Here is a 22,781-nt window from a genome sequence, read left to right as displayed (position 1 = left end):
CCAATGTTCAAGAAAATCCTCATAGCCAATCGCGGCGAGATCGCCTGCCGTGTCATCAAGACCGCGCGCAAGCTCGGCATCACGACGGTTGCCGTCTATTCCGATGCCGACCGCGAGGCGCTGCACGTGAAGATGGCCGACGAGGCCGTGCACATCGGCCCGCCGCCGTCGAACCAGTCCTACATCGTCATCGACAAGATCCTCGCCGCGATCCGCCAGACCGGAGCGGACGCCGTGCATCCTGGCTATGGCTTCCTGTCGGAAAACGCGCATTTCGCCGAGGCGCTGATGGCCGAGGGCGTCGCCTTCATCGGCCCGCCGACGGTGGCGATCGAGGCCATGGGCGACAAGATCACCTCGAAGAAGATCGCTGCTTCGGCCGGCGTCTCCACAGTACCCGGCCATATGGGGCTGATCGAGGATGCTGACGAGGCGGTCAGGATCGCTTCGGAGATCGGCTATCCGGTGATGATCAAGGCCTCCGCCGGTGGCGGCGGCAAGGGCATGCGCATCGCCTGGAACGACGCCGCAGCGCGCGAGGGGTTCCAGTCCTCGCGGAACGAAGCGAAATCGTCCTTCGGCGACGATCGCATCTTCATCGAAAAGTTCGTCATCCAGCCGCGTCACATCGAGATCCAGGTGCTGGGCGACCAGCATGGAAACCTGATCTATCTCGGCGAGCGCGAATGCTCGATCCAGCGCCGCAACCAGAAGGTCATTGAGGAGGCGCCGTCGCCGTTCCTCGATGCAGCCACCCGCAAGGCGATGGGCGAACAGGCGGTGGCACTCGCCCAGGCGGTCGGCTACTTCTCCGCCGGCACGGTGGAGTTCATCGTCGACGGCCAGAAAAACTTCTACTTCCTCGAAATGAACACGCGCCTGCAGGTCGAGCACCCGGTGACGGAGCTGATCACCGGCATCGACCTGGTCGAGGAGATGATCCGCGTCGCGACCGGCGAGAAGCTGCGCATCACGCAGAACGACGTGAAGCTCACCGGCTGGGCGATCGAAAGCCGGCTCTACGCGGAGGACCCGTATCGCAACTTCCTGCCGTCGATCGGCCGGCTGACGCGCTATCGTCCGCCGGTCGAAGGCACGCGCGACGACGGCACCGTGGTGCGCAACGACACCGGCGTCTTCGAGGGCGGCGAGATCTCGATGTATTACGACCCGATGATCGCCAAGCTCTGCACCTGGGCGCCGGGAGAGGGGGCGCCCGCCCGCGCCGCGGCTGTCAAGGCGATGGCGCGCGCGCTGGACGATTTCGAGGTCGAGGGCATCGGTCACAACCTGCCGTTCCTGTCGGCGGTGATGGAGCACCCGCGCTTTCGCGCCGGCGCGCTGACGACTGCTTTCATCGCCGAGGAATATCCCGACGGCTTTGCCGGCGTCGCACCGTCCGAAGACGACGCCAGGAGGCTTGCGGTGGTGGCGGCGCTCATCGATCTTCAGGTGCAGCGTCGCAATGCCCAGATCTCCGGTACGTTGACCAACCACGAGCGCCCGGTAGCCGCCGATCGCGTCGTCACGCTCGCCGGCTTCGCCTTCCCGGTCCACGTCGGGCAGGAGGCCAACGGCATCGTCGCCCAATTCGAGGGCGGCGCATCCCTTGCCGTCGCGAGCGACTGGCTGCCCGGGCAGCAACACGCGCAGTTTGCAGTCGACGGAGCGCCGATGGGCGTGAAGACCTTGCGATCCGGCACGGGCTGGCGGCTGCGCTGGCGCGGCATGGATGTGGTTGCGCATGTGCGTAGCCCGCGCGTGGCCGAACTGGCGCGGTTGATGCCGGCCAAGCTGCCGCCGGACACGTCGAAGCTGCTGCTCTGCCCGATGCCGGGCGTGGTCACATCCATTGCCGTCAGCGAAGGCGAGCAGGTGGAGGCCGGCCAGGCACTCGCCACTGTCGAGGCGATGAAGATGGAGAACGTGCTGCGCGCCGAGCGTCGCGGCACCGTCGCGCGCATCGCAGCGGCGGCAGGCGCGAGCCTGGCCGTGGACGAACTGATCATGGAATTCGAGTGAGGGCAGGGCGATGACTGATCGCGTCAACACCGATGACTGGCGCAAGCTCGCCGAACGCGAAACCAAAGGCACGCCAGACGCGCTTGTCTGGCACACGCCCGAGGGCATCGCCGTCAAGCCGCTCTATACCGCCGGCGATCTGAAGGGGATTTCTCACCTCGACAGCCTGCCGGGCTTCGCGCCCTTCGTGCGCGGGCCCCGGGCCACCATGTATGCCGGCCGGCCCTGGACGATCCGGCAATATGCCGGCTTCTCGACGGCGGAAGAATCCAACGCCTTCTACCGCAAGGCGCTGGCCGCCGGGCAGCAGGGCGTGTCGGTGGCCTTCGACCTTGCCACCCATCGCGGCTACGACAGCGACCATCCGCGTGTGGTGGGCGATGTCGGGAAGGCGGGCGTGGCGATCGATTCCGTCGAGGACATGAAGATCCTGTTCGATGGCATCCCGCTCGACCAGATTTCGGTGTCGATGACCATGAACGGCGCGGTGATCCCGATCCTCGCCAATTTCATCGTGGCCGGCGAAGAGCAGGGCGTTTCGCGCAAAAAACTGTCAGGCACCATCCAGAACGACATTCTCAAGGAGTTCATGGTCCGCAACACCTACATCTATCCGCCCGAACCCTCGATGCGCATCATTGCCGACATCATCGAGTACACGGCGAGCGAGATGCCGAAGTTCAACTCCATCTCTATCTCCGGCTACCACATGCAGGAGGCGGGCGCGACGCTGGTGCAGGAGCTTGCCTTCACCCTGGCCGACGGGCGCGAATATGTGCGGGCGGCGCTGAAGAAGGGGCTCAATGTCGACGACTTCGCCGGGCGGCTGTCCTTCTTCTTCGCCATCGGCATGAACTTCTTCATGGAAGCGGCGAAGCTGCGGGCCGCGCGTCTGCTCTGGTCGCGCATTATGAAGGAATTCGTACCGAAGAAGGCTTCTTCCCTGATGCTGCGCACGCATTGCCAGACCTCGGGCGTGTCGCTGCAGGAGCAGGACCCCTACAACAACATCGTGCGTACGGCTTTCGAAGCCATGTCGGCAGCACTTGGCGGTACGCAGTCGCTGCACACCAACTCCTTCGACGAGGCGATTGCGCTGCCCACGGAGTTCTCGGCCCGCATTGCCCGCAACACCCAACTCATCCTCCAGCACGAGACCGGCGTCACCAAGGTCGTCGATCCGCTCGCCGGTTCCTACTACGTCGAGAGCCTGACCAACGAGCTTGCCGAAAAGGCCTGGGCGCTGATCGAGGAGGTGGAGACGCTGGGCGGCATGACCAGGGCAGTCGATTCCGGCTTGCCGAAGCGGCTGATCGAGGAGGCCGCGACCCGCAGGCAGGCGGCCGTCGACAAGGGCGAGGAGGTCATCGTCGGCGTCAACAAGTACCGGCGCGAGCAGGAAGACGAGATCGACATTCTGGAGATCGACAATTCCGCCGTGCGGGCTGCGCAGATCGCCCGCATCGAACGCACGCGGCGCCAGCGCGATCCGAAGCGCGTGGAAGACGCACTCGCTGCACTCGAGAAGGTCGCGCGCAGCGGCGAGGGCAACCTGCTGGCGGCGGCCGTCGAGGCGGCGCGGGCACGTGCTACGGTTGGCGAAATCTCGGATGCCATGCGCCGCGCCTTCGGCGACCATGCGGCGGTCCCGAAGGTGGTCGGGAACATCTACGGCAAGGCCTATGACGGCGAGCCGGAATACCGGACCTTGGTTGACCGGCTCGACGAATTTGCCGGCTCAATAGGCGAAAAGCCGCGCATCATGGTGGCCAAGCTCGGCCAGGATGGCCACGACCGCGGCGCCAAGGTGATCGCATCGGCCTTTGGCGACATCGGTTTCGAGGTTGTCGCCGGACCGCTGTTTCAGACACCCGAAGAAGCGGCAGACACCGCCATCGCAGCGAAGGTCCACGTCGTCGGCATGTCATCTTTGGCGGCCGGCCACAAGACGCTCGCGCCGCAACTGGTCGAAGCACTGAAGGCGAAGGGTGCCGAAAACGTCGTCGTCGTGGTTGGCGGCGTGATCCCGCGGCAGGACTATCAATACCTGCTCGACCACGGCGTCGCGGCCGTCTTCGGCCCAGGCACCAATGTGCTCGATGCGGCGCGCGCCGTGATCGATCTTCTGGAAGGGCGCCGCCGCAACCAGTAACGGTTCGGCCAGGTCAAGGCGCCTTATGAACTGGAACGCCTCGGCGGCGGCTACCGCCTGATCACGATGCGTATCGGCGGCGGGCAGGGAATTGCGATGGTAGTGAAGGCCGCTTGGCGGCAGATGAGGGGGGTGGCTCCGCTCCCGCGATAGGTCGGCCGGATCCGCCGCAAAATTGGATGCGAGTTGAAGAACGGCGGGTCGCGTCTGTGTTCTATGCCGCGATGATCGTGAACTGCTCGGCGATGGATGGATCAGGATTATAGGCAATCCTCGCCTGTCGCTTTCGCATCATGTTGATCATTTCGATGCCAGACAGGATGACCGCGGCCGTCACCGTTGACTTGAACCCGAGAACGGACCGGATGCGGCGTTTGACGCGTCGGTGGTTCTGCTCGATGCGGTTTGATCACAAGATCGAGTCGGCCATGACGCTTGAGGGCTTTTCGGAGGAAACGCTTTGCTGCGAGGAGGTCGCGCCGCCGTCGCATACGCTCACAATCCGACTTGTTCTGGAGGAGGGGAGAGCAGGCCGTGTCGGGCCTTTCTCAGGCTCTGGTCGCAGGCGCCAGCGTGCAGGCTGTTCGCGCCCCGCTATACCGCTTCGGCTACGTCGTTTTCCTTGGTCGTCAGCCCCGGGTTGGCGATTCGCCGCAGATTGGTCTCGCGAAGTCACCCTAGGCCTTCGGGATCAGGCCATGACTGGAATATCAGTGTACGTTGATCCTCGCCCTGCACCTCAAGCCGCATTATGCACAGCACAACGGATTGCATCCACCAGGCGATCCACATCGTCCGGCTGAGTGGCGTGCGAAGTCACCAGCCTTGCCAAGATACCATCCTTCTCATCCTCGACGGTATAGAAATCAAAACCCTGCTGGCGCAGGTAGTCGCGTGTCGCTTGGTCGATCTTGAGGAAGACCATGTTAGTCTGAACTGGATGGTATGGGACGATCGGATGGCCTGTCTCCAAGGCAGCGCCCAGCCGTGCGGCCATGGCGTTTGCATGGCGGGCCGATTCCAGCCAGAGTCCTCCCTGGAAACAGGCTTGGAGTTGCGCCGCCAGAAACCACATGCGTGATGGCAGGTGGCCCGATCGCTTCATCAGTCGCTTGAAATCCATGGCTTGATGCCGGTCGAAGAATAAGACCACCTCAGCGCCTATCGCGCCGCCCTTCGTGGCTCCGAGGCAGAGTACGTCGACACCGGATTGCCAGGTCAGTTCGGCCGGCGCGGCTTCTGAGGCAGCAACGACATTGGCAAAGCGCGTGCCATCCATATGGACCGCCATGCCGTTCTTCTTGGCCAAGGCAGCCAGCTTCCCTACTTCGCCAGCGGAATAATAGGTGCCCATTTCGGTAGCCTGGCTGATTGACAGCGCAGTGCAGCGCAGTTGGTGCACGTCATCAATGACGCCAAGAGCACGCGCGCAGTGGTCCACGTCCAGCTTACCGCCCTCGCCATTGAGGGGCTTGAGCCTGCCGCCTGGATTGTGAAACTCCACCGCGCCACACTCATCCAGATAGATATGCGAAGATCGATGGCAAAGGATCTGGCCGAAACGGTTCGAAATCTGCGCCAGTGCCAAGGCGTTTGCTGCCGTACCGGTGAGGATCGGAAAAGCCACCACCTCGTGTTCGAAGATGTCGGCGAACATATCTTCTACCCGGGCAGTGATACTATCCTCGCCATAGGCATCCATCCAACCGGCGCAACTGCGGAGCGCGGCATCGAGGAATTCCGCCCTTGGCGGGGCGACATTGTCGGATCTGAAATCGTAAGTCATTTAGCGCCCAGAAATTTATCGCATATTGGACTGGCCGCGAGCGGCCAGACCGGTCATCTTCACGTCACATGATTGGCTGGGTTCCATTGCATTGGCGAATACAATCTCATGCCGCTGTTATTCAGACCGGCACGCCAGGCGGCTGCCGGCCTGAGTTCACGATAAGCCCGAACCGAACGGATGCTCGAGGTGAAACTCCCAAGCGTGTGGAATCAGGCCTTCAGCCAGCATCTGGCCAGTGCATAACCATTGCTCATATCATCGTTGGGGTCCTTGACCCAGCCCCCGACCTTGTCGGTGGCAACGGCGTTGATCCATTGATTAAAGAAGGGAACGATCAGCCCACCGGTGTCATGAAGGACCATTGCGGCGTCATGATACATCTGCTTGCGCTTGGTCTGGTCAAATTCGCCTCGGGCCGCCGTGATCAGCTTGTCGAACTTTTCGTCAGCAAAGCGTGTGTCATTCCACTCGGAACTTGAGAGGTATGCGGTGGAGTACATCTGATCCTGCGTAGCGCGACCGCTCCACTCCGACAGCGAGAAAGGCTGCTTGTTCCAGACCTCGGAAAAATAGCCATCGTTTGGCTCGCGCTTAACGTCGATCGTGATGCCAGCTTGGGTGCAACTCTGCTGGTATAGTTGCGCGGCGTCGATAGCACCTGGAAACGCCACTTCCGACGTTCTGAGTGTGATCGGGCCACTATGCCCGGACTTCTTGTAATAGTGCTTGGCCTGGTCGGGATCGAATTCCCGCTGTGGAATGTCATCGGGGAACAATGGATAGGCCGAATTGATCGGAAAGTCGTTGCCGATCTCACCATAGCCACGCAGAATGCGCTTCACCATCTGCTCGCGATCCATGGCAAGTTTCAGTGCCATACGCATATTGTTGTCGTTGAATGGCGCTGTATCGTAGAACATATTGAAAACATTTAAGCTTTTGCCCGTGGCCGTTTCGACTGTAACGCCGGGCACACGCTTGACCAAATCTACCACCTTCGGCTCGATGCCATCGATCATGTGGACCTGGCCGCTCTGTAGCGCCGCAATACGGGCCGTGGCATCATTGATGACGATGATCTCGATCTGGTCGGCGTGGCCGAGAATGTCGCCTTGCCAGTAGTTCTTGAACTTTTCACCCCCGTGTCGGATGCCCGGTTCATTGACCGTCACCTTGTAGGGGCCGGCGCTGATGCCGGCGGCCGGGTTGTCCATGCCGCCGTTCGGCTGAATGACGAGGTGATAATCCGTCATCAGGTAGGGGAAGTCGACGTCTGGCGTGGCCAAGGTGACGATCACCTCTTTGCCGTCGGCCTTGATACCCGTGATGTTCTTCAGGATGCCGTAAGCGCCCGATTGGGACTTCGCGTCGTTGTGACGCCTCAACGTGGCCGCCACGTCTTCGGCTGTCACCGTCTTGCCGTTGTGAAACTCGATGCCGTCACGAATCTTGATCGTCCAGGTTCTGCCTTTGTCCGACGCGCCGAACTCTTCGGCAATCAGGTTCTCGAGTTCAGCGTTGGGCGTCATACGTGCGAGAAACTCGCCCCACATCTTGCAAAAATTGATCGGAAGTTGGTTGCTGATCAACGCTGGGTCCAGACTATCGCTGGATGCACCGCCGCGCAGGCCCGCCTTCAGGATACCACCCTTTACCGGTGATTGCGCGAAGGCCCGATCGGCGAGCGAACCGGCTATAGCAGCGGATGCACCGACCGCAACGACTCGCCCAAGAAAGGCGCGCCGCGAAAGCATCCCTTGGCTAACCAGTTTCCTCAGGTAATCAAACTCATCGGACATACTATTCCTCCCTCTCGCCACGTCTGACTTGTTTCTCGATCAAATCTTGGAGGCCATGCTGATCAGCATCAGGCCGACTGCCGGCGCAGTTCGGTAAAATCGCGCAGGTCGTCGGCAAGGCTGCTTTCGCCATGCTCTCTGATGGCCCGCTCGGCCGCATTCGGGTCGCCTGAAAGGATCGCGTCGATGATTGGCCGGTGCCAGCTCGTCAGATCGATGCGGCTCGGCCAGTGGTTCTCAGACCAGCGATAGAGCCATTCGAATTTGTTGGAGAGGCCGAAATACTGCCGCGACAGGCTGTCGTGGCCGGCAAGGTTCACCAGTGTGCGGTGAAAACCGAGGTCGGCATCAACGCGCTCGCCACTGTTGCCGCTTTCTTCTGCTTGCTGGAGGCGTTCGAAGGCCACGTTCAATGCGTTCTGTACCTCGGCATTTAGCGCGCCGGCGATCAGCCGCGCGGCAAGCCCCTCAAGTGCACAGCGCAGGGTGTAAGTCTCCCAGAGCTCTTTTTCGGAGATGTCACGCACCGCCCAGCCGGTATAGGGCTGCTTGACAATCAGATCTTCGGCCTCAAGCGCGGACAAGGCCGCGCGGACCGTCCCCCGACTGGTGCCGAGTTGTGTGGCAAGGTCGACCTCGGTGAGCCTGGCACCGGGGATGAGGCGCCCGTGGACGATCTCGCCGCGCAACTGATCGGTCGCGCGGTCCGCAAAGCTAAGTTTGTCGATCTTCATAGCTACTACCTCTTAACCGCGCTTCTAGCATGATTGTTAATTGTTAACAATCGACAATTCTTGTGGGTCCGTCGTCGCTAGGCGTTGGATGTTGGTGTCGATTGCTGACCAACGTTTAATGATGGTGCGCCGGAACGCATCGTCATTGACTGCAGTCAAACGAACCGAGAAGCAATCGTTGCCTGCGATGGGGAGAACCGGTTACAGGATCGATCCCGACGACCGCTGAAGCCGATCCGTATCCGGCAAAGCCAATACTTGAACAACCGCATCGAGCAGGATCATCGGCGCGTCAAACGACGAATCAGATCCATGCTCGGCTTCAAGTCGTTCGCCTGTGCCGCTACCATCCTGTTCGGCATCGAGATGGTACATATGGTGAGGAAGCGGCAGGCAAGATGCGCCTCCAATACAGCACCGTCACTGGCCGAGCAGTTCGAAATTCTCGTTGCTTGAGGGCGCGCCAGCTGATCGTTCGCATTACATCAACCAGTTTGCGACAAAGGCGCATTCGATGCAGACAACATCGGCGATGCCAGCATTTCTTAACCCTCTGCGAATAGTGTCAACATTCGAGAGTCATGTGCCAGACGATGTTCAGCGCATTCTGGAATGTGAATACGGCGTCGCAATAGGCGCGGCCAAGAGGCGTATCATGAGTTCAGGCTGGTCGCAGAGACTGGTTTCCCGCCGGAACCTTCTCGCCGGGGCGGTCTTTGCCGCCGCGGCTCCACGGGCTTTTGCAGCAATCGACAGGGGCGACGACGTCAACGAGATCGTCGCGCGTGGGAATCTCCGCTTCGCCATGCCGAGATTTGCCACACGCCCTTTCTTCACCGACGCAACCGGCGATGAAAGCGGCCTCGACGTCGAGATGGCGCACGGCCTCGCCGCCGCGCTGCAGGTCGCCCCGACTTTCGACCGCTCGGCCACGACATTCGACGACGCCGTCGCCCGCCTCGCCGCCGGAGAAGCCGACATCGCGATCTGCAAGCTGAGCCGCACGCTCAAGCGCGGGCGCACCATTCGCTATTCGCAACCCTATGGCGTCTTGCACCACGGGTTGATCACCAACCGGGTGCGGTTCGCGCACATAGCGGATGGCCGACCAGCTGACGACGTGGTGCGAGACTTCAATGGCGAGATCGGGGTTATCGCCCACTCCGCCTTCGCAGAATTCGCCTCGACCAATTTCCCCAACGCCAGCATCCGCGAGTTCGGCGACTGGTCGTCAATGATCGATGCCGTGCGCGATGAGACGCTCGACATGGCCTACAGGGACGATTTTGAGATCAAGAAACTGCTCGTCGACGACCCGTCCCTGACCGTGGTCGCCCGCTCCATCACGCTGACGGACAAGACTGACACCTTGGCCATCGGCATCCGGCCCGACGCCTCGCATCTGGCGGCGTTCGCCGACCTTTACCTGGATCTGGCGCGCAACGGCGTATCCGTAAAGACGGATGAAATCATCGCGCGCTACCGCGCGGACACGGGCGCCTGATCCATGGCAGCCATCGACTCGAATCCGGCAAGCGAGTTCAGCCTTAGCGGACTGCTCAAGCGTGTTCTTCGTTCGCCACTAACAACCGTTCTGCTCATCGGCCTGGGGATCGCGTGCGGTCTGTATTTTCCCGATACCGCACGGGCGTTGACTCCGCTGGCTCACGCCTATCTCAATCTCCTGAAGATGGTGGTCCTGCCGCTGCTTGTCGCCTCCGTGATCTTCTCGATCACCTCGATGATGCAGGATCCGCAATCGGTGAAGTATCTCGGCCGCGTCGGCATCGCAGTGCTCGTGGTCTCGTTCGTGGCAGTGCTGCTCAGTGGAACGTTGTCGCTGATCCTGCAGCCGGGTGAAATCGGCGATCCGCAGTCACGCATCGAACTTGGAAAGTTCATAAACTCCCAAGGGCACGTGTCGACGGATCTGGAGCTGACCCTGGCCTCTCCAACCGAGGCGGAGCGGCCGAAAGGCTTGCTGTCCATCATCCTCAATCTTGTACCCAGCAATGTGTTTGGTGCGCTGGCCAACGGCGAAACGATCCAGGTGCTGCTTTTCTGCCTTGTGTTTGGTCTTGCCGCGGGCCAGGTACCGAAGCAGTCGTCGTTGAGCCTCGCTCAAGGATTGGACGCGGTCTACAGGGCCTGCATCATCCTAACGAACTGGTTCATCTGGGCGCTGCCGTTCGCAACCTTCATCCTCATCGCTGATCAGACCGCATCGGTGGGTCCCGAGCCAATCAAGCTGATGGCGCGGTTTCTGATGGTCGTCGGGCTTTCGACGGTCTTTTTTGTGGTTGCGTCCAGCATCATCGTCGCCGTCAGGACCGGGACGAGCCTGTGGGCGGCTGTCAAAGCCTATCAACCGCTGATCATGGTCGCGATTACGACGCGTTCGACGGTCGCTTCCATTCCCTGGATGATCGAATTGCTGGTGGAACGCTTGCAGTTCAATCAGGTCGTCGTCGAACTGCTCGCCCCGCTGCAAGCCGCGCTGCTGCGCACCGGGCCGATCCTTCTGTATGTTACAGGCACGATTTTCATCGCCCAGCTCTATGGCCGCCCCCTCTCGGTCGCGGACTTCGCCCTCATCGGCGTATCTTCCGCCCTGCTTGCGCTGACGACGACTGGGATGGCAGGGCTGGTGATCATTTCCCAAATGTCGATACTGTGCGGCTATCTCAAGTTACCTTTCGAGGCGGCCTTCGCTTTGTTTGTAGCGGTAGATACAGTCTCCAATACGTTCATGACCCTTGCCAGCGTATGCACGGTTACGGCCAGCACAGCAGTGATTGCACCGCGGCAAGCGGTTTGAGGCGACGACCGAAATTACAGGCGCCGATGAAGTCCTGGAGATGTCGACGCAACTGGCCGCGGTCAACCAAAGATCTGCAAGCTGCCGTTCACCGCTTCCAGCTTGCCAACTGGTCGGCGACATTTCTCGCGCCAGCATCGTTGCCACGACGCATCTGGCCGGGCAGTGATTCTGTCTAGGCGGCTTGCGCACCGCCCCGAACTTATTGCAGCGTCATGATTTTAGGTCCGATCATAATCTCGGGCGGCGAGAATATTTCGTCCATCGAGGTCGAGGACGCGTTCTACAAGCACCCGGCGGTGGCGGCCTGCGGCGCCTTCATCGCTCTCCGCTCCTCCCCCAACCGGGAAATTACAGCGGAAAACTCCAATTCCGAACGGTCCAGTTTCCGGGAATCAGATCAATGCCAATTCGAGCTCTGGTATCGATCGGAGGACAACCGCGGAGCGCCCGGCTTTGTAGAGCACCGGCTCGGCCGCAAGGTCGCCTGCCACTTTTCAGGCCTGTGAAGCGCTCTCAGGCCCAGTGGCCGCGACGGGCCGAGCGACAAGCTGGATCGCCATCCAGACACGACATCTGTGGTTCATGCTGGCGGCAACGCACGCGAATCGCATCAGGTCAACTCGGCAGAAGGCCGCAAGCTCTGGAGTGAGCCTCGTCCTTCTTATTCTCGTCACGCGGCTTCTGGACTCAATGGGCCTCGGCGCCTTGTTTTGGTCGCTGAAGTGCATCCGTGAACCAGCGTCCGACAGAGGGAGTTCCAAAGCCGGAAAAAGGTGCTTATATGCCAGCGCTCGAGCCTGGAGGGGTCGGCAGAAAACAAGAAGGGGCTTTAATGATACGGAAGTCAATTTTCGCGTCGGCGCTGCTGGCGGCGACTATGATAAGCGGCATCGCCAGCGCCAAGACGCTGGTCTATTGTTCGGAGGGGTCGCCGGAAGGTTTCGATCCGGGCCTGTATACGAGTGGCACCACTTTCGACGCCGTATCGCGTCCGGTGTACAACCGCCTCGTCGAGTTCAAGCCGGGAACCACCGAAATCCAGCCAGGTCTGGCTGAAAGCTGGTCGGTTTCCGATGACGGCCTGCAGTATACGTTCAAGCTTCGGCCGGACGTGAAGTTCCAGACGACTGACTTCTTCGCCCCCACCCGCACGATGAACGCCGATGACGTGATCTTCTCCTTCGAGCGGCAGCTGAAGACCGACGATCCGTGGTACAGCTACGTTGCCGGTGCCTCCTGGGAGTATCTCTCAGGCATGGGCCTGCCCGATCTCATCGCTTCGATCGACAAGGTCGACGACATGACGGTCCGGTTCGTCCTGAAGCGCAAGGAAGCGCCCTTCCTGGCGAATCTGGGCATGGATTTCGCTTCCATCCTGTCGAAGGAATATGCCGACAAGCTGCAGGCCGACGGCAAGATGAACCAGATGAACCTGATGCCGCTCGGCACCGGTCCCTTCTCCTTCGTGAACTACCAGCAGGACGCTGTTATCCGCTACAAGGCCAACCCGGACTACTGGAACGGCAAGCAGAAAATTGACGATCTGGTCTTTGCCATCACCACCGACGCTTCGGTGCGCATGCAGAAGCTGCAGGCAGGCGAGTGCCAGATATACCCCTATCCGAATGCTGCCGACGTGGCGGTGCTGAAGGCGGATACGAACCTGACCGTGATGGAGCAGGAGGGCCTGAACGTCGGCTATCTCGCCTACAACACGACGCAGGCTCCGTTCGACAGGCCCGAGGTTCGGCGCGCCCTGAACATGGCGATCAACAAGCAGGCGATCGTGGACATGGTGTTCCAGGGTGCGGCGACGGTCGCCAAGAACCCCATCCCGCCGACGATGTGGTCTTATGACGAATCGTCGAAGGAAGATGTCTATGATCCGGAAGCGGCCAAGAAGGCGCTCGACGAGGCCGGTATTAAGGACCTGTCGATGAAGATCTGGGCGATGCCTGTCGCGCGCCCCTACATGCTGAATGCCCGCCGCGCCGCCGAGCTTATGCAAGCGGACCTCGATAAGGTTGGGGTGAAGGTCGAAATCGTTTCTTACGAGTGGGCGGAATATCTCAAGCGCGCCCGTGACCCCAATCATGATGGTGCAGTCATGGCCGGCTGGACGGGCGACAATGGCGATCCGGACAACTTCCTCCACACGCTGCTCGGCTGCGATGCGGTTGGCAGCAACAACATCGCCGCCTGGTGCAACAAGGAGTTCAACGATATTGTCGTGAAAGCCAAGGAGGCGGATGGCCAGGAAGAACGCAGCAAGCTCTACCAGGAGGCGCAGGCTGTGTTCAAGAATGAGGCGCCTTGGGTCACCATCGACCATTCCCTCGTGGTCGTACCGATGTCCAACAAGGTCACCGGCTATGTCATGAACCCCCTTGGTACGCATTCGTTCGAAGGCGTCGATCTCGCGGATTGATGCTGAAAATTGAACGGAACAGGGGCGCCCGCCGCGCGGGCGCCCCTGTAGCCGTATGACAGAAATCGGCGGCAAAGCCGATCACCGGGGAACAAGGATTCCGAATGTTTCGCTTTTTTCTAGGGCGGGTGATGGTTCTCATCCCGACCTTCATCGGCGTGTCCATCATTGCCTTCTCGTTCGTTAGGCTGCTGCCGGGGGATCCGGTCATGCTTCTATCGGGCCAGCACGCCATGACGCCCGAGCGGCACGCGGAAATCACGCATGCGCTGGGCATGGACCGGCCAATGGTCATCCAGTACCTCAACTATATATGGGACGTGCTGCATGGAGATTTCGGCACCTCCATCGTGAGCAAGGAGCCGGTCCTTACCCAGTTCCTGCAGCTTTTCCCGGCGACGCTCGAACTCTCCGCCTGTGCCATTCTCCTGGCCGTGATGCTTGGCGTGCCTGCCGGCGTTATTGCCGCTGTCAAGCGTGGTTCCCTGGTCGACCAGGCGATGATGAGCACGGCCCTCGTCGGCTATTCGATGCCGATCTTCTGGTGGGGGCTCTTCCTTATCATCCTGTTCGGCGGCGTCCTCCATTGGACGCCTGTGTCGGGTCGCATCGATCTGGCCTATTATTTCCCCTCGGTCACCGGTTTCATGCTGATCGATTCCTTGCTGTCGGGTCAGTCGGGCGCCTTCAAGTCCGCGGTCAACCACCTCATCTTGCCATCCATCGTTCTCTGTACGGTCCCGCTGGCGGTCATCGCGCGGCAGACGCGCTCGGCCATGCTGGAAGTGCTGGGCGAGGACTATGTGCGCACCGCGCGCGCCAAGGGCCTGTCCGCGTTCCGTGTGGTCGGAATACATGCGCTTCGCAACGCGATGATACCCGTGGTGACCACCATCGGCCTGCAGGTAGGCGTAGCCATGGCGGGCGCGATCCTGACCGAGACCATTTTTTCATGGCCGGGGATCGCCAAATGGCTGGTCGACTCGGTATTCCGCCGAGACTACCCGGTCATCCAGGGAGCGTTGCTGATCATTGCCGGCCTCGTCATCCTGGTGAACCTGATCGTCGACGTGCTTTATGGCTTCATCAACCCCCGTATCAGGCACTGAGGAGGGGCGACATGACAAACGCCGCTGCTTCCGTTCCGGCCTCCATCGACATCTCGCGTCGCGCGCGACTGGCCGAGTTCTGGTTTTATTTCTCCGAGAATCGCGGTGCCGTAGCAGGCCTGGTTATCTTCGTCGGGATCATTTTCATCACACTGCTGGCGCCCCTTATTGCGCCCTACGCGCCGAGTGAGCAATATCGAGAAGCCGCCCTGTTGCCCCCCGCATGGCAGCAGGGCGGCAACGCGAATTTCCTGCTCGGGACGGACGCAGTCGGTCGCGACATGCTATCGCGGCTGATCTTTGGCGCGCGCTATTCGCTGTTCATCGGCGTCATCGTGACCACCGTCGCAGTGTTTTTTGGTGTTCTTTTCGGGATGATCGCCGGCTACTTTCGCGGCTGGGTCGACACCGTGATCATGCGCCTCATGGACATCATCCTGGCATTTCCTTCTCTGCTGCTGGCCTTGGTTCTGGTGGCTGTATTGGGACCCGGCCTGACCAATGCCATGATTGCCATCGCCTTGGTTTATCAGCCGCATTTCGTGCGCCTCACCCGCGCTGCGGTGATGGCTGAAAAATCGCGCGACTATGTGGTGGCGGCCAAGGTCGCGGGCGCCGGCCCGTTTCGCCTGATGTTCAAGACCATCCTACCGAACTGCTTCGCGCCGCTCAACGTCCAGGCGACATTGTCTTTCTCGAGCGCAATCCTCGATGCGGCCGCACTCGGCTTCCTCGGCATGGGCGCACAGCCGCCGACGCCTGAATGGGGAACGATGCTTGCCGAAGCGCGCGAGTTCATCCTGCGGGCCTGGTGGGTGGTGACGCTTCCCGGTCTGGCGATCCTGATCACCGTGCTGGCCATCAACCTGATCGGCGACGGCCTGCGCGATGCGCTCGATCCCAAGATGAGAAGGTCGTAACCGGGGTCGTCAGGGTCGGATTGTTGGTGGGATACGATCGATGCGCCGATGATCCTGCCCGATCCGATTGTGAGATTATGACTCTGGCGGATTCGGCCATCTCCGCGATCGATCCACCAGGACGGTTCTTGGCGTCGCAGGAGATGATCGTCTCCCGGTCGGTCTGTCTCCCGTCGATGACAATACGATCCGAACGATCCGATTGGCCATGAGTACCGAAGCCTTGCGCAGGAACGTTTCGCCGCCGCGAAATTAGACATTCGCTGAACCGGAACTCAACCGGGGCAACCGGGGCGCCTACGCTGTCGACGCCTCGATTGATCCACCGGCCCCGAACTTTGATGCAGGCTTCGTCAATAAGCCACCTGCTGCTGGCTGCTTGCTTGCGCCCATTGAGGCGCCTCATTGCCTCTTGCCAAGATAGCTCCGGAAATTGTTGATCGAATTGGCGTCTGGACGTATTTCTTTTGTCGACAAGAGGGACGCTTGATGACCAACACCGACACCAATTCCATTCCCGGACGCAAGCGAGGCTCGGGCGTGAAGATGGTCTACGACTTACTGCGCGACGAGATCCTTGATCTGGTCCTGCCGCCAGGCAGCCCGATCGATGAGGTGCAACTGGCCGAGCGTTTCAAAATGTCGCGCACGCCTATTCGCGAGGCCCTGGTGCGGCTGGCAGGCGAGGGGCTGATCGACACGCTGCCCAACCGATCGACCATGGTGTCGAACATCGACTTCCTGAACATGCACACCTATTTCGATGCGCTGGTTCTGATGTATCGCGTCACGACGCGACTGGCGGCCGAGCACCATCGCGCCGAGGATCTGAAGGTGATCCACGCCCGCCAGGCCGAATTCGCCGCCGCCGTGCAGGCGCAGGACGCGCTGGCGATGATCGCCACCAATGCAGCTCTCCATTCGGCGATCGCGGAGGCAGGGCGCAATCCGTATTTCACCGGCCTGTTCAACCGGCTCCTGGACGAGGGACGGCGGATCCTGCGGCTCTACTACCAGTCCTATAACGACCGGTTGCCCCAGCGCTTCGTCGATGAGCATGAGGACATGATCGCCGTCATTGCCGCCCGCGATGTCGAGGCCGCCGACCGCCTCGCCAAGGCGCATGCCGAGCAGATCGTTCATCAGATCCAGCAGCTTTTTACCCGTAACGAGCGGCTCGACATGGCGTTGTAAAATACGTTGTCGATTTCTTGTCGACAAATAAAATTCAAAGAGTATAGTCATGACCGAAGGCACGGATTCGGGCGTCAGCTATGGCGTGGCGATCTCTGCCGATGCGACGGGCCAATAGGAGTTTGAGATGAAGGCCAAGATTTTTTCCGGCGTAATTCCCGCATTGATGACCCCCTGCAAGGAAGACCGCACTCCCGACTTCGACGCGCTTGTCCGCAAGGGCAAGGAACTGATCGCGCAGGGCATGTCGGCGGTCGTTTACTGCGGCTCCATGGGTGACTGGCCGCTCCTGACGGACGCGCAGCGCCAGGAAGGCGTGGAGCGCCTGGTGAAGGCCGGTGTGCCGGTTGTCGTCGGCACGGGTGCCGTCAACACCGCCACGGCCGTGGCGCATGCCGCGCACGCCCAGAAGGTTGGCGCGCATGGCCTCATGGTCATTCCGCGCATCCTGTCGCGCGCTTCGATCGTCTCTGCCCAGAAAGCCCATTTCAAGGCGATCCTGGCGGCCGCCCCGGACCTTCCGGCGGTCATCTACAACAGCCCCTATTACGGCTACGCCACCCGCGCCGACCTATTCTTCGCGCTGCGCGACGAGCACCCGAACCTCATCGGCTTCAAGGAGTTCGGCGGTGCGGCCGACATGCGCTATGCGGCCGAGCACATCACCAGCCGCGATGACAACGTCATCCTGATGGTCGGCGTCGACACCTGCGTGTTCCAGGGCTTCGCCAACTGCGGTGCGAGCGGTGCCATTACCGGCATCGGTGTCGTGCTGCCGAAGGAAGTCCTGCACATGTGCAACCTGGCGCGCGCCGCCGCCGCCGGCGACGTGGAAGCCCGCCAGCGCGCGCTGGAGCTGGAATCGGCGCTTGCCGTCCTCTCCTCCTTCGACGAAGGCCCGGACCTTGTCCTCTACTTCAAGCACATGATGGTGCTGAAGGGCGACAAGGAATACACGCTGCACTTCAACGAGACCGACGCCCTGTCCGAGAGCCAGCGCGGCTATGTCGAATCCCAGCTGAAGCTGTTCGACACCTGGTATGCCGAGTGGAGCAAGCTCCCTGGCGCGGTGCAGAAGTACAAGGGCTGATCCGAAGCGATCTCCGAATATGGCAAGGCCCTCCCAGTGGGAGGGCCTTTTCTTTTTGTCCGAGTGGCGTTTCGACCCCCACTACGGTTTGCTACGCAAACCACTTCTCCCCCGTCGATCGGGGGAGAGGTGCCGAGCAAAGCGAGGCGGAGTGGGGGTCGATGTGCCGTGCTATCAGACGGCGTCGAGCCCGAGTGCGAGCAGGCGGTCGAGCTGTTCCATCTCGGCGGCGGTCAGAACGATGCCTTCAGCCTCGGATTTGGCGCGCGCGGCGTAGCGGCGCTGCGACGGCAGGCGGGCACCCTGGCCGGCGATTGCCTCGAACAGCGTCTCTGCGCGGGCGAATGGATTGCCGGGCCGGCCGGCAGAGAAGGCCTGAGGCGAAAAGGCGAGGATGAGCTCGCCGTGGGGCGGGGCCAGCGTCGTGGTGCCGAGATATTCGAGCACTTCCGGGCTGGTCAGGTCGCCGATCATGATGCCAGCCAAAAGCTCGACCATCGTGCCGATGGCCGAGCCCTTGTGCCCGCCGAACGGCAGCATGGCTCCGGCAAGCGCGGCTTCCGGATCGGTCGTCGGAAGGCCTTCCGCGTCGATCGCCCAGCCTTCGGGCAACTGCTTGCCCGCACGGCGATGCAGCTCGATCTCGCCGCGCGCGGCGACGGAGGTGGCAAAGTCGAAGACATAGGGCGACTTGCCCGGGCGCGGCCAGCCGAAGGCGATGGGGTTGGTGCCAAGCAGCGGCTTGTTGCCGCCGGTGGGCGCGACGGTCGAATAGCTGGGGCACATGACCAGCCCGGCCAGGCCCTGTTCGGTCAGTGCTTCCACCTCCGGCCAGAGGGCAGAGAAATGGGTGCAGTCGTTGATGACGAGCGCGGCGAGGCCGCAAGCGCGGGCGCGCTCGGCGAGCGCCGGCACGCCGAGTTCGAAGGCCGGATTGGCGAAACCGCCCTTGGCGTTGACCCTCACGATCGCGGAACCTTCCTGAAGCACGAGTTCCGGCACCGCATCCGGCTTCACCTTGCCGGCCTTGACCGTGCGCAGCGTGCCTTCGATGCGGTAGATGCCATGCGATTTGCAGGCGTCTCGTTCTCCGGCCGTGATCACCCGGGCGACGGCGCCCGATTGAATGGCGTTAAGCCCTGCCTTGCGGAAGATCGCCTCGATGCGCTCGTGAAGCGCGCTGATGGGCAGGGCGGTGGTATTGCTCATTTCGTCTCTCTCGTGGCTGGGCGCCGGCCGGCGCAGGTAGTGCGGTTGATGTTTTGCATACATAGAGTATACAAATACTCGACAAGTGCAAATTCGACGGCAGCTCGGGTTCGTCACCGAACGCGCCCCGGGTCATCGAGAAAGGAACCCATATGGTCTTCACCCCAAAAGGAAAACACCTCGTCGCCGGCGAATGGCTCGATGGCGCAGGTACCTTCGCGAGCGCTCCAGCGCATGGCCCCGTGCATCACTTTGCCGCCGGCACCGTGGAACTGGTGAACCGCGCCTGCGAGGCTGCGGAGGAAGCCTTTTGGAGTTACGGCTATTCCTCGCGCCAGGAGCGCGCGGCCTTCCTGCGCGCCATCGCCGACGAGATCGAAGCCCGTGCCGAGGCGATCACCGAGATCGGCAGCCAGGAGACCGGTCTGCCCGAAGCACGTTTGCAGGGTGAACGGGGTCGCACGACCGGCCAGCTCAGGCTGTTCGCCGACCACATCGAGAAAGGCGACTATCTGGATCGCCGCCTCGATGCGGCATTGCCCGAGCGCCAGCCGGCGCCGCGCCCGGAAATCAGGCTGATCCAGCGGCCGGTCGGGCCGGTGGCGGTGTTCGGTGCCTCGAACTTCCCGCTCGCCTTCTCGACCGCAGGCGGCGACACGGCCGCTGCGCTTGCCGCTGGCTGCCCGGTGGTGGTAAAGGGCCATTCTGCCCATCCCGGCACCGGCGAGATCGTGGCCCAGGCCATCGAAGCGGCAATTGCCAAGACCGGCGTGCATCCCGGCGTGTTTTCGCTGATCCAGGGCGGCAGCCGCCAGGTGGGCCATGCACTGGTGCAGCATCCGCTCATCAAGGCCGTGGGCTTCACCGGCTCGCTGGCTGGAGGCCGCGCGCTGTTCGATCTCTGCGCGGCACGGCCGGAGCCTATTCCGTTCTTCGGCGAGCTCGGCTCGGTCAATCCCATGCTGATGCTGCCTGAGGCGCTGAAGGCGCGGGCCGAGGCTCTGGGGCAGGGCTGGGCGGGTTCGCTCACCATGGGCGCCGGCCAGTTCTGCACCAATCCCGGCATCGCGGTGGTGATCGACGGCGCCGACGCAGACCGCTTCATCGGCTCTGCGGTCGACGCGCTGGGCAAGGTTGGTCCGCAGACCATGCTGACCGACGGCATTGCCAAGGCCTATCACGACGGCCAGGAACGCTTCGCGACGCGAAACACCATCAAGCCGCTGCTCGTGACCGAGTCGGCAGGCCGGGCCGTCACCCCCAATCTCTTCGAGACGACGGGCGCGCAGTTCCTGTCCGATCATGCGCTGGGCGAGGAGGTTTTCGGGCCGCTCGGACTGGTGGTTCGGGTTAGCTCGCTCGACGAGATGGAGCAGATCACGCGCGGGTTCGAGGGCCAGCTGACCGCGACCCTCCATATGGATGCGGGCGATCTGGAAGCTGCTCGTCGCCTGCGTCCGGTGCTGGAACGGAAGGCGGGCCGTGTTCTGGTCAATGGCTTCCCGACCGGAGTCGAGGTGGTCGATTCCATGGTGCATGGTGGGCCCTATCCGGCCTCGACCAATTTCGGCGCGACCAGCGTCGGCACCATGTCCATCCGCCGTTTCCTGCGGCCGGTCTCCTACCAGAACATGCCTGAAGGCTTGCTGCCCGAAGACTTTTTCGCCTGATCCCGGCGTCGGCCGGTAGGGGCGCCTTCGATAGACCATGATGCCCGAAAGTGGGAACCGTTTTTCGGACGACATCATGGTCTATCAGCTTGATTGTGCCGCATTTGTGCGACACCAAGCGAGCCCTTCCGGCTGCAAAATGCACAAAGGGAAGGGCCGCCCCTTTGGGTTCGAAAGGCGCGCCCTCCATATACTTTTTGTATACGCCTTGTATTTTTGAATTGATTTACGCTCTCCGACGCGAAATAGTGCGCCGTCGTCAACCGACAGACCTACTCAGGGAGAGAGTTTAAGAATGAGAATTTCGGTCCTCGCCTTCGGCCTCATGGCCGCTACAGCACTGGCTGGCCAGGCTCACGCCGACAAGCTGGACGATATCATCGCTTCGGGCACGCTGCGCTGCGCTGTCGTGCTCGACTTCCCGCCGATGGGCTCGCGCGATGAGAACAACAACCCGATCGGCTTCGACGTCGACTACTGCAACGATCTGGCGAAGGCGCTCGGCGTCACCGCCGAGATCGTCGAGACACCGTTTCCCGAGCGCATCCCGGCGCTGATGTCGGGCCGCGTCGATGTGGGCGTTGCCTCGACCTCCGACACGCTGGAGCGCGCCAAGACCGTCGGCATGACGGTTCCCTACTTCGCCTTCGAAATGGCGGTCACCGCCAACGACAAGTCGGGCATCAAGTCCTTTGAGGACATGAAGGGCAAGACGGTCGGCGCCACCGCCGGCACGTTCGAAGCCATCGCGCTCGAAAAGTCCGTCAAGGAATGGGGCGTCGGCGAATTCCGCCCCTACCAGACCCAGGCCGACGTCTTCCTCGCGCTGAGCCAGGGCCAGATCGACGCCACGGTCTCCACCTCGACGGTCGCGCAGGCCAATGTGAAGAGCGGCAAGTTCGCTGGCATTTCGGTTGTCGGCAAGGCGCCGTATGACATCGACTATGTCGCGCTTTTCACCAACCGTGAGGAATACGGCCTCATCAACTACCTCAACCTGTTCATCAACCAGCAGGTTCGCACCGGCCGCTACGCCGAGCTCTACGAGAAGTGGGTTGGCGGCGAGGTGCCGTCCCTGTCGGTCAACGGCGTCTACCGTTAATCTGACCGTTTCTCTGGCGGCGCGAGGCAAACACACCTCGCGCCGTTTATCCTTCCCAATGTGAGACGGTAATGTTCCACTACACCTTCCATTGGAACCAGGCGTTCAAGGCATTGCCTCAGATGCTCGATGGCGCGTTGGTCACGCTGCAGATCGCGCTTCTGTCCATGGCAATCGGGCTGGCTGTGGCCATTGCCCTGACCCTGTTCCGGCTGTCCGGCAGCCGCATCCTCGGCGGCTTCGCCACCGCCTGGATCGAAGTGGCGCGCAACACACCCGCGCTGTTCCAGATCTACATGGCCCATTTCGGGCTCGGCAATTTCGGCATCCACCTGAGCCCCTTTACCTCGCTTCTGGTGGGTATCGCATTCAACAATGCAGGCTATCTGGCCGAGAACTTCCGTGGCGCGCTCAAGGCAATTCCAGATACGCAGGCGCGGGCGGGCCGGTCGCTTGGCATGACTTCGCTGCAGGCTTTCCGGCTGATCGTCATGCCGCAGATGCTGCGCGTTGCCTTCCTTCCGGTCACCAACCAGATGGTTTGGGCAATCCTGATGACCTCGCTTGGCGTCACCGTCGGCATGAACACCGACCTCGCCGGCATCACGCAGGAGCTGAATGCCCGCTCCTTCCGCACCTTCGAGTTCTTCGCGATCGCCGCAGTGATCTACTACGTCATCGCCAAGGCCGTCACGCTGGCCGCCCGGGCCTTCGCCTCGCGCATGTTCCGCTACTGAGAGAG

16 protein-coding genes and 2 pseudogenes are annotated in these 22,781 nt (G+C 61.7%); 13 read left to right on the top strand and 5 right to left on the bottom strand.

What is annotated here, in order from left to right; genetic code table 11:
• Positions 1-3: 3 nt before the first annotated feature.
• Together ABLE85_RS15235 and scpA are read left to right on the top strand one after the other, a co-directional pair.
• Complete coding sequence (locus tag ABLE85_RS15235; RefSeq protein WP_348793574.1) at positions 4-2,022, top strand: acetyl/propionyl/methylcrotonyl-CoA carboxylase subunit alpha; 2,019 nt, start codon at positions 4-6, stop codon at positions 2,020-2,022.
• 10 nt (positions 2,023-2,032) lie between these two features.
• A complete protein-coding gene (gene scpA, locus ABLE85_RS15230; protein WP_348793573.1) occupies positions 2,033-4,174 on the top strand; it encodes a methylmalonyl-CoA mutase in 2,142 nt (713 codons plus the stop codon).
• A gap of 214 nt (positions 4,175-4,388) precedes the next feature.
• Here the strand turns inward: scpA and ABLE85_RS15225 are convergent.
• The 4 genes and pseudogenes from ABLE85_RS15225 to ABLE85_RS15210 form a co-directional block, all read right to left on the bottom strand.
• Positions 4,389-4,589, bottom strand: a pseudogene (locus ABLE85_RS15225) (DDE-type integrase/transposase/recombinase); the annotation flags it as partial.
• A gap of 324 nt (positions 4,590-4,913) precedes the next feature.
• A complete protein-coding gene (locus ABLE85_RS15220) occupies positions 4,914-5,960 on the bottom strand; it encodes a beta-eliminating lyase-related protein (RefSeq protein WP_348793572.1) in 1,047 nt (348 codons plus the stop codon).
• A 212-nt stretch (positions 5,961-6,172) separates the two neighbouring features.
• Positions 6,173-7,762: an ABC transporter substrate-binding protein gene (locus ABLE85_RS15215; RefSeq protein ID WP_348793571.1), complete on the bottom strand. Its 1,590-nt coding sequence runs from the start codon at positions 7,760-7,762 to the stop codon at positions 6,173-6,175.
• A 68-nt stretch (positions 7,763-7,830) separates the two neighbouring features.
• Positions 7,831-8,496 carry a GntR family transcriptional regulator gene (locus ABLE85_RS15210; RefSeq protein WP_348793570.1) on the bottom strand — a complete coding sequence of 222 codons (666 nt, stop codon included), beginning with the start codon at positions 8,494-8,496 and terminating at the stop codon, positions 7,831-7,833.
• A 132-nt stretch (positions 8,497-8,628) separates the two neighbouring features.
• Between ABLE85_RS15210 and ABLE85_RS15205 the strand changes: the two are divergent.
• From ABLE85_RS15205 to ABLE85_RS15170, 8 genes and pseudogenes are all read left to right on the top strand, one after another.
• Positions 8,629-8,952, top strand: a pseudogene (locus tag ABLE85_RS15205) (DDE-type integrase/transposase/recombinase); the annotation flags it as partial.
• Between the two features lie 199 nt (positions 8,953-9,151).
• A complete protein-coding gene (locus ABLE85_RS15200; RefSeq protein WP_348793569.1) occupies positions 9,152-10,000 on the top strand; it encodes a transporter substrate-binding domain-containing protein in 849 nt (282 codons plus the stop codon).
• 3 nt (positions 10,001-10,003) lie between these two features.
• The gene (locus ABLE85_RS15195) at positions 10,004-11,314 is read left to right on the top strand and encodes a cation:dicarboxylase symporter family transporter (RefSeq protein WP_348793568.1); all 1,311 of its coding nucleotides are present in this window, start codon (positions 10,004-10,006) and stop codon (positions 11,312-11,314) included.
• A gap of 835 nt (positions 11,315-12,149) precedes the next feature.
• Entirely contained in the window at positions 12,150-13,745 is a 1,596-nt protein-coding gene (locus tag ABLE85_RS15190) for an ABC transporter substrate-binding protein (RefSeq protein ID WP_348793567.1), read from the top strand.
• Between the two features lie 104 nt (positions 13,746-13,849).
• Positions 13,850-14,854, top strand: coding sequence for an ABC transporter permease subunit (locus ABLE85_RS15185; RefSeq protein ID WP_348793566.1), 1,005 nt, complete (start codon positions 13,850-13,852; stop codon positions 14,852-14,854).
• A gap of 11 nt (positions 14,855-14,865) precedes the next feature.
• A complete protein-coding gene (locus tag ABLE85_RS15180; protein ID WP_348793734.1) occupies positions 14,866-15,774 on the top strand; it encodes an ABC transporter permease subunit in 909 nt (302 codons plus the stop codon).
• A 489-nt stretch (positions 15,775-16,263) separates the two neighbouring features.
• Positions 16,264-16,968, top strand: a complete 705-nt coding sequence (locus tag ABLE85_RS15175) for a GntR family transcriptional regulator (RefSeq protein WP_348793565.1) — start codon at positions 16,264-16,266, stop codon at positions 16,966-16,968.
• 127 nt (positions 16,969-17,095) lie between these two features.
• The gene (locus ABLE85_RS15170) at positions 17,096-18,058 is read left to right on the top strand and encodes a dihydrodipicolinate synthase family protein (protein ID WP_348793564.1); all 963 of its coding nucleotides are present in this window, start codon (positions 17,096-17,098) and stop codon (positions 18,056-18,058) included.
• 174 nt (positions 18,059-18,232) lie between these two features.
• Here the strand turns inward: ABLE85_RS15170 and ABLE85_RS15165 are convergent, their stop codons facing one another.
• Entirely contained in the window at positions 18,233-19,267 is a 1,035-nt protein-coding gene (locus tag ABLE85_RS15165) for an Ldh family oxidoreductase (RefSeq protein ID WP_348793563.1), read from the bottom strand.
• 152 nt (positions 19,268-19,419) lie between these two features.
• Between ABLE85_RS15165 and ABLE85_RS15160 the strand changes: the two genes are divergently transcribed.
• From ABLE85_RS15160 to ABLE85_RS15150, 3 genes are all read left to right on the top strand, one after another.
• Positions 19,420-20,937: an aldehyde dehydrogenase (NADP(+)) gene (locus ABLE85_RS15160; RefSeq protein WP_348793562.1), complete on the top strand. Its 1,518-nt coding sequence runs from the start codon at positions 19,420-19,422 to the stop codon at positions 20,935-20,937.
• 295 nt (positions 20,938-21,232) lie between these two features.
• On the top strand, positions 21,233-22,039 hold the full coding sequence (locus tag ABLE85_RS15155) for a transporter substrate-binding domain-containing protein (protein WP_348793561.1): 807 nt from the start codon (positions 21,233-21,235) through the stop codon (positions 22,037-22,039).
• A 71-nt stretch (positions 22,040-22,110) separates the two neighbouring features.
• Positions 22,111-22,776 carry an amino acid ABC transporter permease gene (locus tag ABLE85_RS15150; protein ID WP_348793560.1) on the top strand — a complete coding sequence of 222 codons (666 nt, stop codon included), beginning with the start codon at positions 22,111-22,113 and terminating at the stop codon, positions 22,774-22,776.
• Positions 22,777-22,781: the final 5 nt, after the last annotated feature.

Source organism: Mesorhizobium sp. KR1-2 (genome assembly GCF_040045035.1).
GTDB lineage: Bacteria > Pseudomonadota > Alphaproteobacteria > Rhizobiales > Rhizobiaceae > Pseudaminobacter.
Note: the sequence above shows the minus strand (reverse complement) of the source record. Positions and strands in the feature narration are given on the sequence as shown.

Bases quoted from the DNA above. Each gene is read 5' to 3' on its own strand.
- ABLE85_RS15190 (WP_348793567.1), top strand. From the start codon at position 12,150: ATGATACGGAAGTCAATTTTCGCGTCGGCGCTGCTGGCGGCGACTATG.
- ABLE85_RS15185 (WP_348793566.1), top strand. From the start codon at position 13,850: ATGTTTCGCTTTTTTCTAGGGCGGGTGATGGTTCTCATCCCGACCTTC.
- ABLE85_RS15175 (WP_348793565.1), top strand. From the start codon at position 16,264: ATGACCAACACCGACACCAATTCCATTCCCGGACGCAAGCGAGGCTCG.
- ABLE85_RS15155 (WP_348793561.1), top strand. From the start codon at position 21,233: ATGAGAATTTCGGTCCTCGCCTTCGGCCTCATGGCCGCTACAGCACTG.
- ABLE85_RS15215 (WP_348793571.1), bottom strand. From the start codon at position 7,762: ATGTCCGATGAGTTTGATTACCTGAGGAAACTGGTTAGCCAAGGGATG.
- ABLE85_RS15180 (WP_348793734.1), top strand. From the start codon at position 14,866: ATGACAAACGCCGCTGCTTCCGTTCCGGCCTCCATCGACATCTCGCGT.
- ABLE85_RS15160 (WP_348793562.1), top strand. From the start codon at position 19,420: ATGGTCTTCACCCCAAAAGGAAAACACCTCGTCGCCGGCGAATGGCTC.
- ABLE85_RS15165 (WP_348793563.1), bottom strand. From the start codon at position 19,267: ATGAGCAATACCACCGCCCTGCCCATCAGCGCGCTTCACGAGCGCATC.
- ABLE85_RS15200 (WP_348793569.1), top strand. From the start codon at position 9,152: ATGAGTTCAGGCTGGTCGCAGAGACTGGTTTCCCGCCGGAACCTTCTC.
- ABLE85_RS15235 (WP_348793574.1), top strand. From the start codon at position 4: ATGTTCAAGAAAATCCTCATAGCCAATCGCGGCGAGATCGCCTGCCGT.
- ABLE85_RS15195 (WP_348793568.1), top strand. From the start codon at position 10,004: ATGGCAGCCATCGACTCGAATCCGGCAAGCGAGTTCAGCCTTAGCGGA.
- ABLE85_RS15220 (WP_348793572.1), bottom strand. From the start codon at position 5,960: ATGACTTACGATTTCAGATCCGACAATGTCGCCCCGCCAAGGGCGGAA.
- ABLE85_RS15150 (WP_348793560.1), top strand. From the start codon at position 22,111: ATGTTCCACTACACCTTCCATTGGAACCAGGCGTTCAAGGCATTGCCT.
- ABLE85_RS15210 (WP_348793570.1), bottom strand. From the start codon at position 8,496: ATGAAGATCGACAAACTTAGCTTTGCGGACCGCGCGACCGATCAGTTG.
- scpA (WP_348793573.1), top strand. From the start codon at position 2,033: ATGACTGATCGCGTCAACACCGATGACTGGCGCAAGCTCGCCGAACGC.
- ABLE85_RS15170 (WP_348793564.1), top strand. From the start codon at position 17,096: ATGAAGGCCAAGATTTTTTCCGGCGTAATTCCCGCATTGATGACCCCC.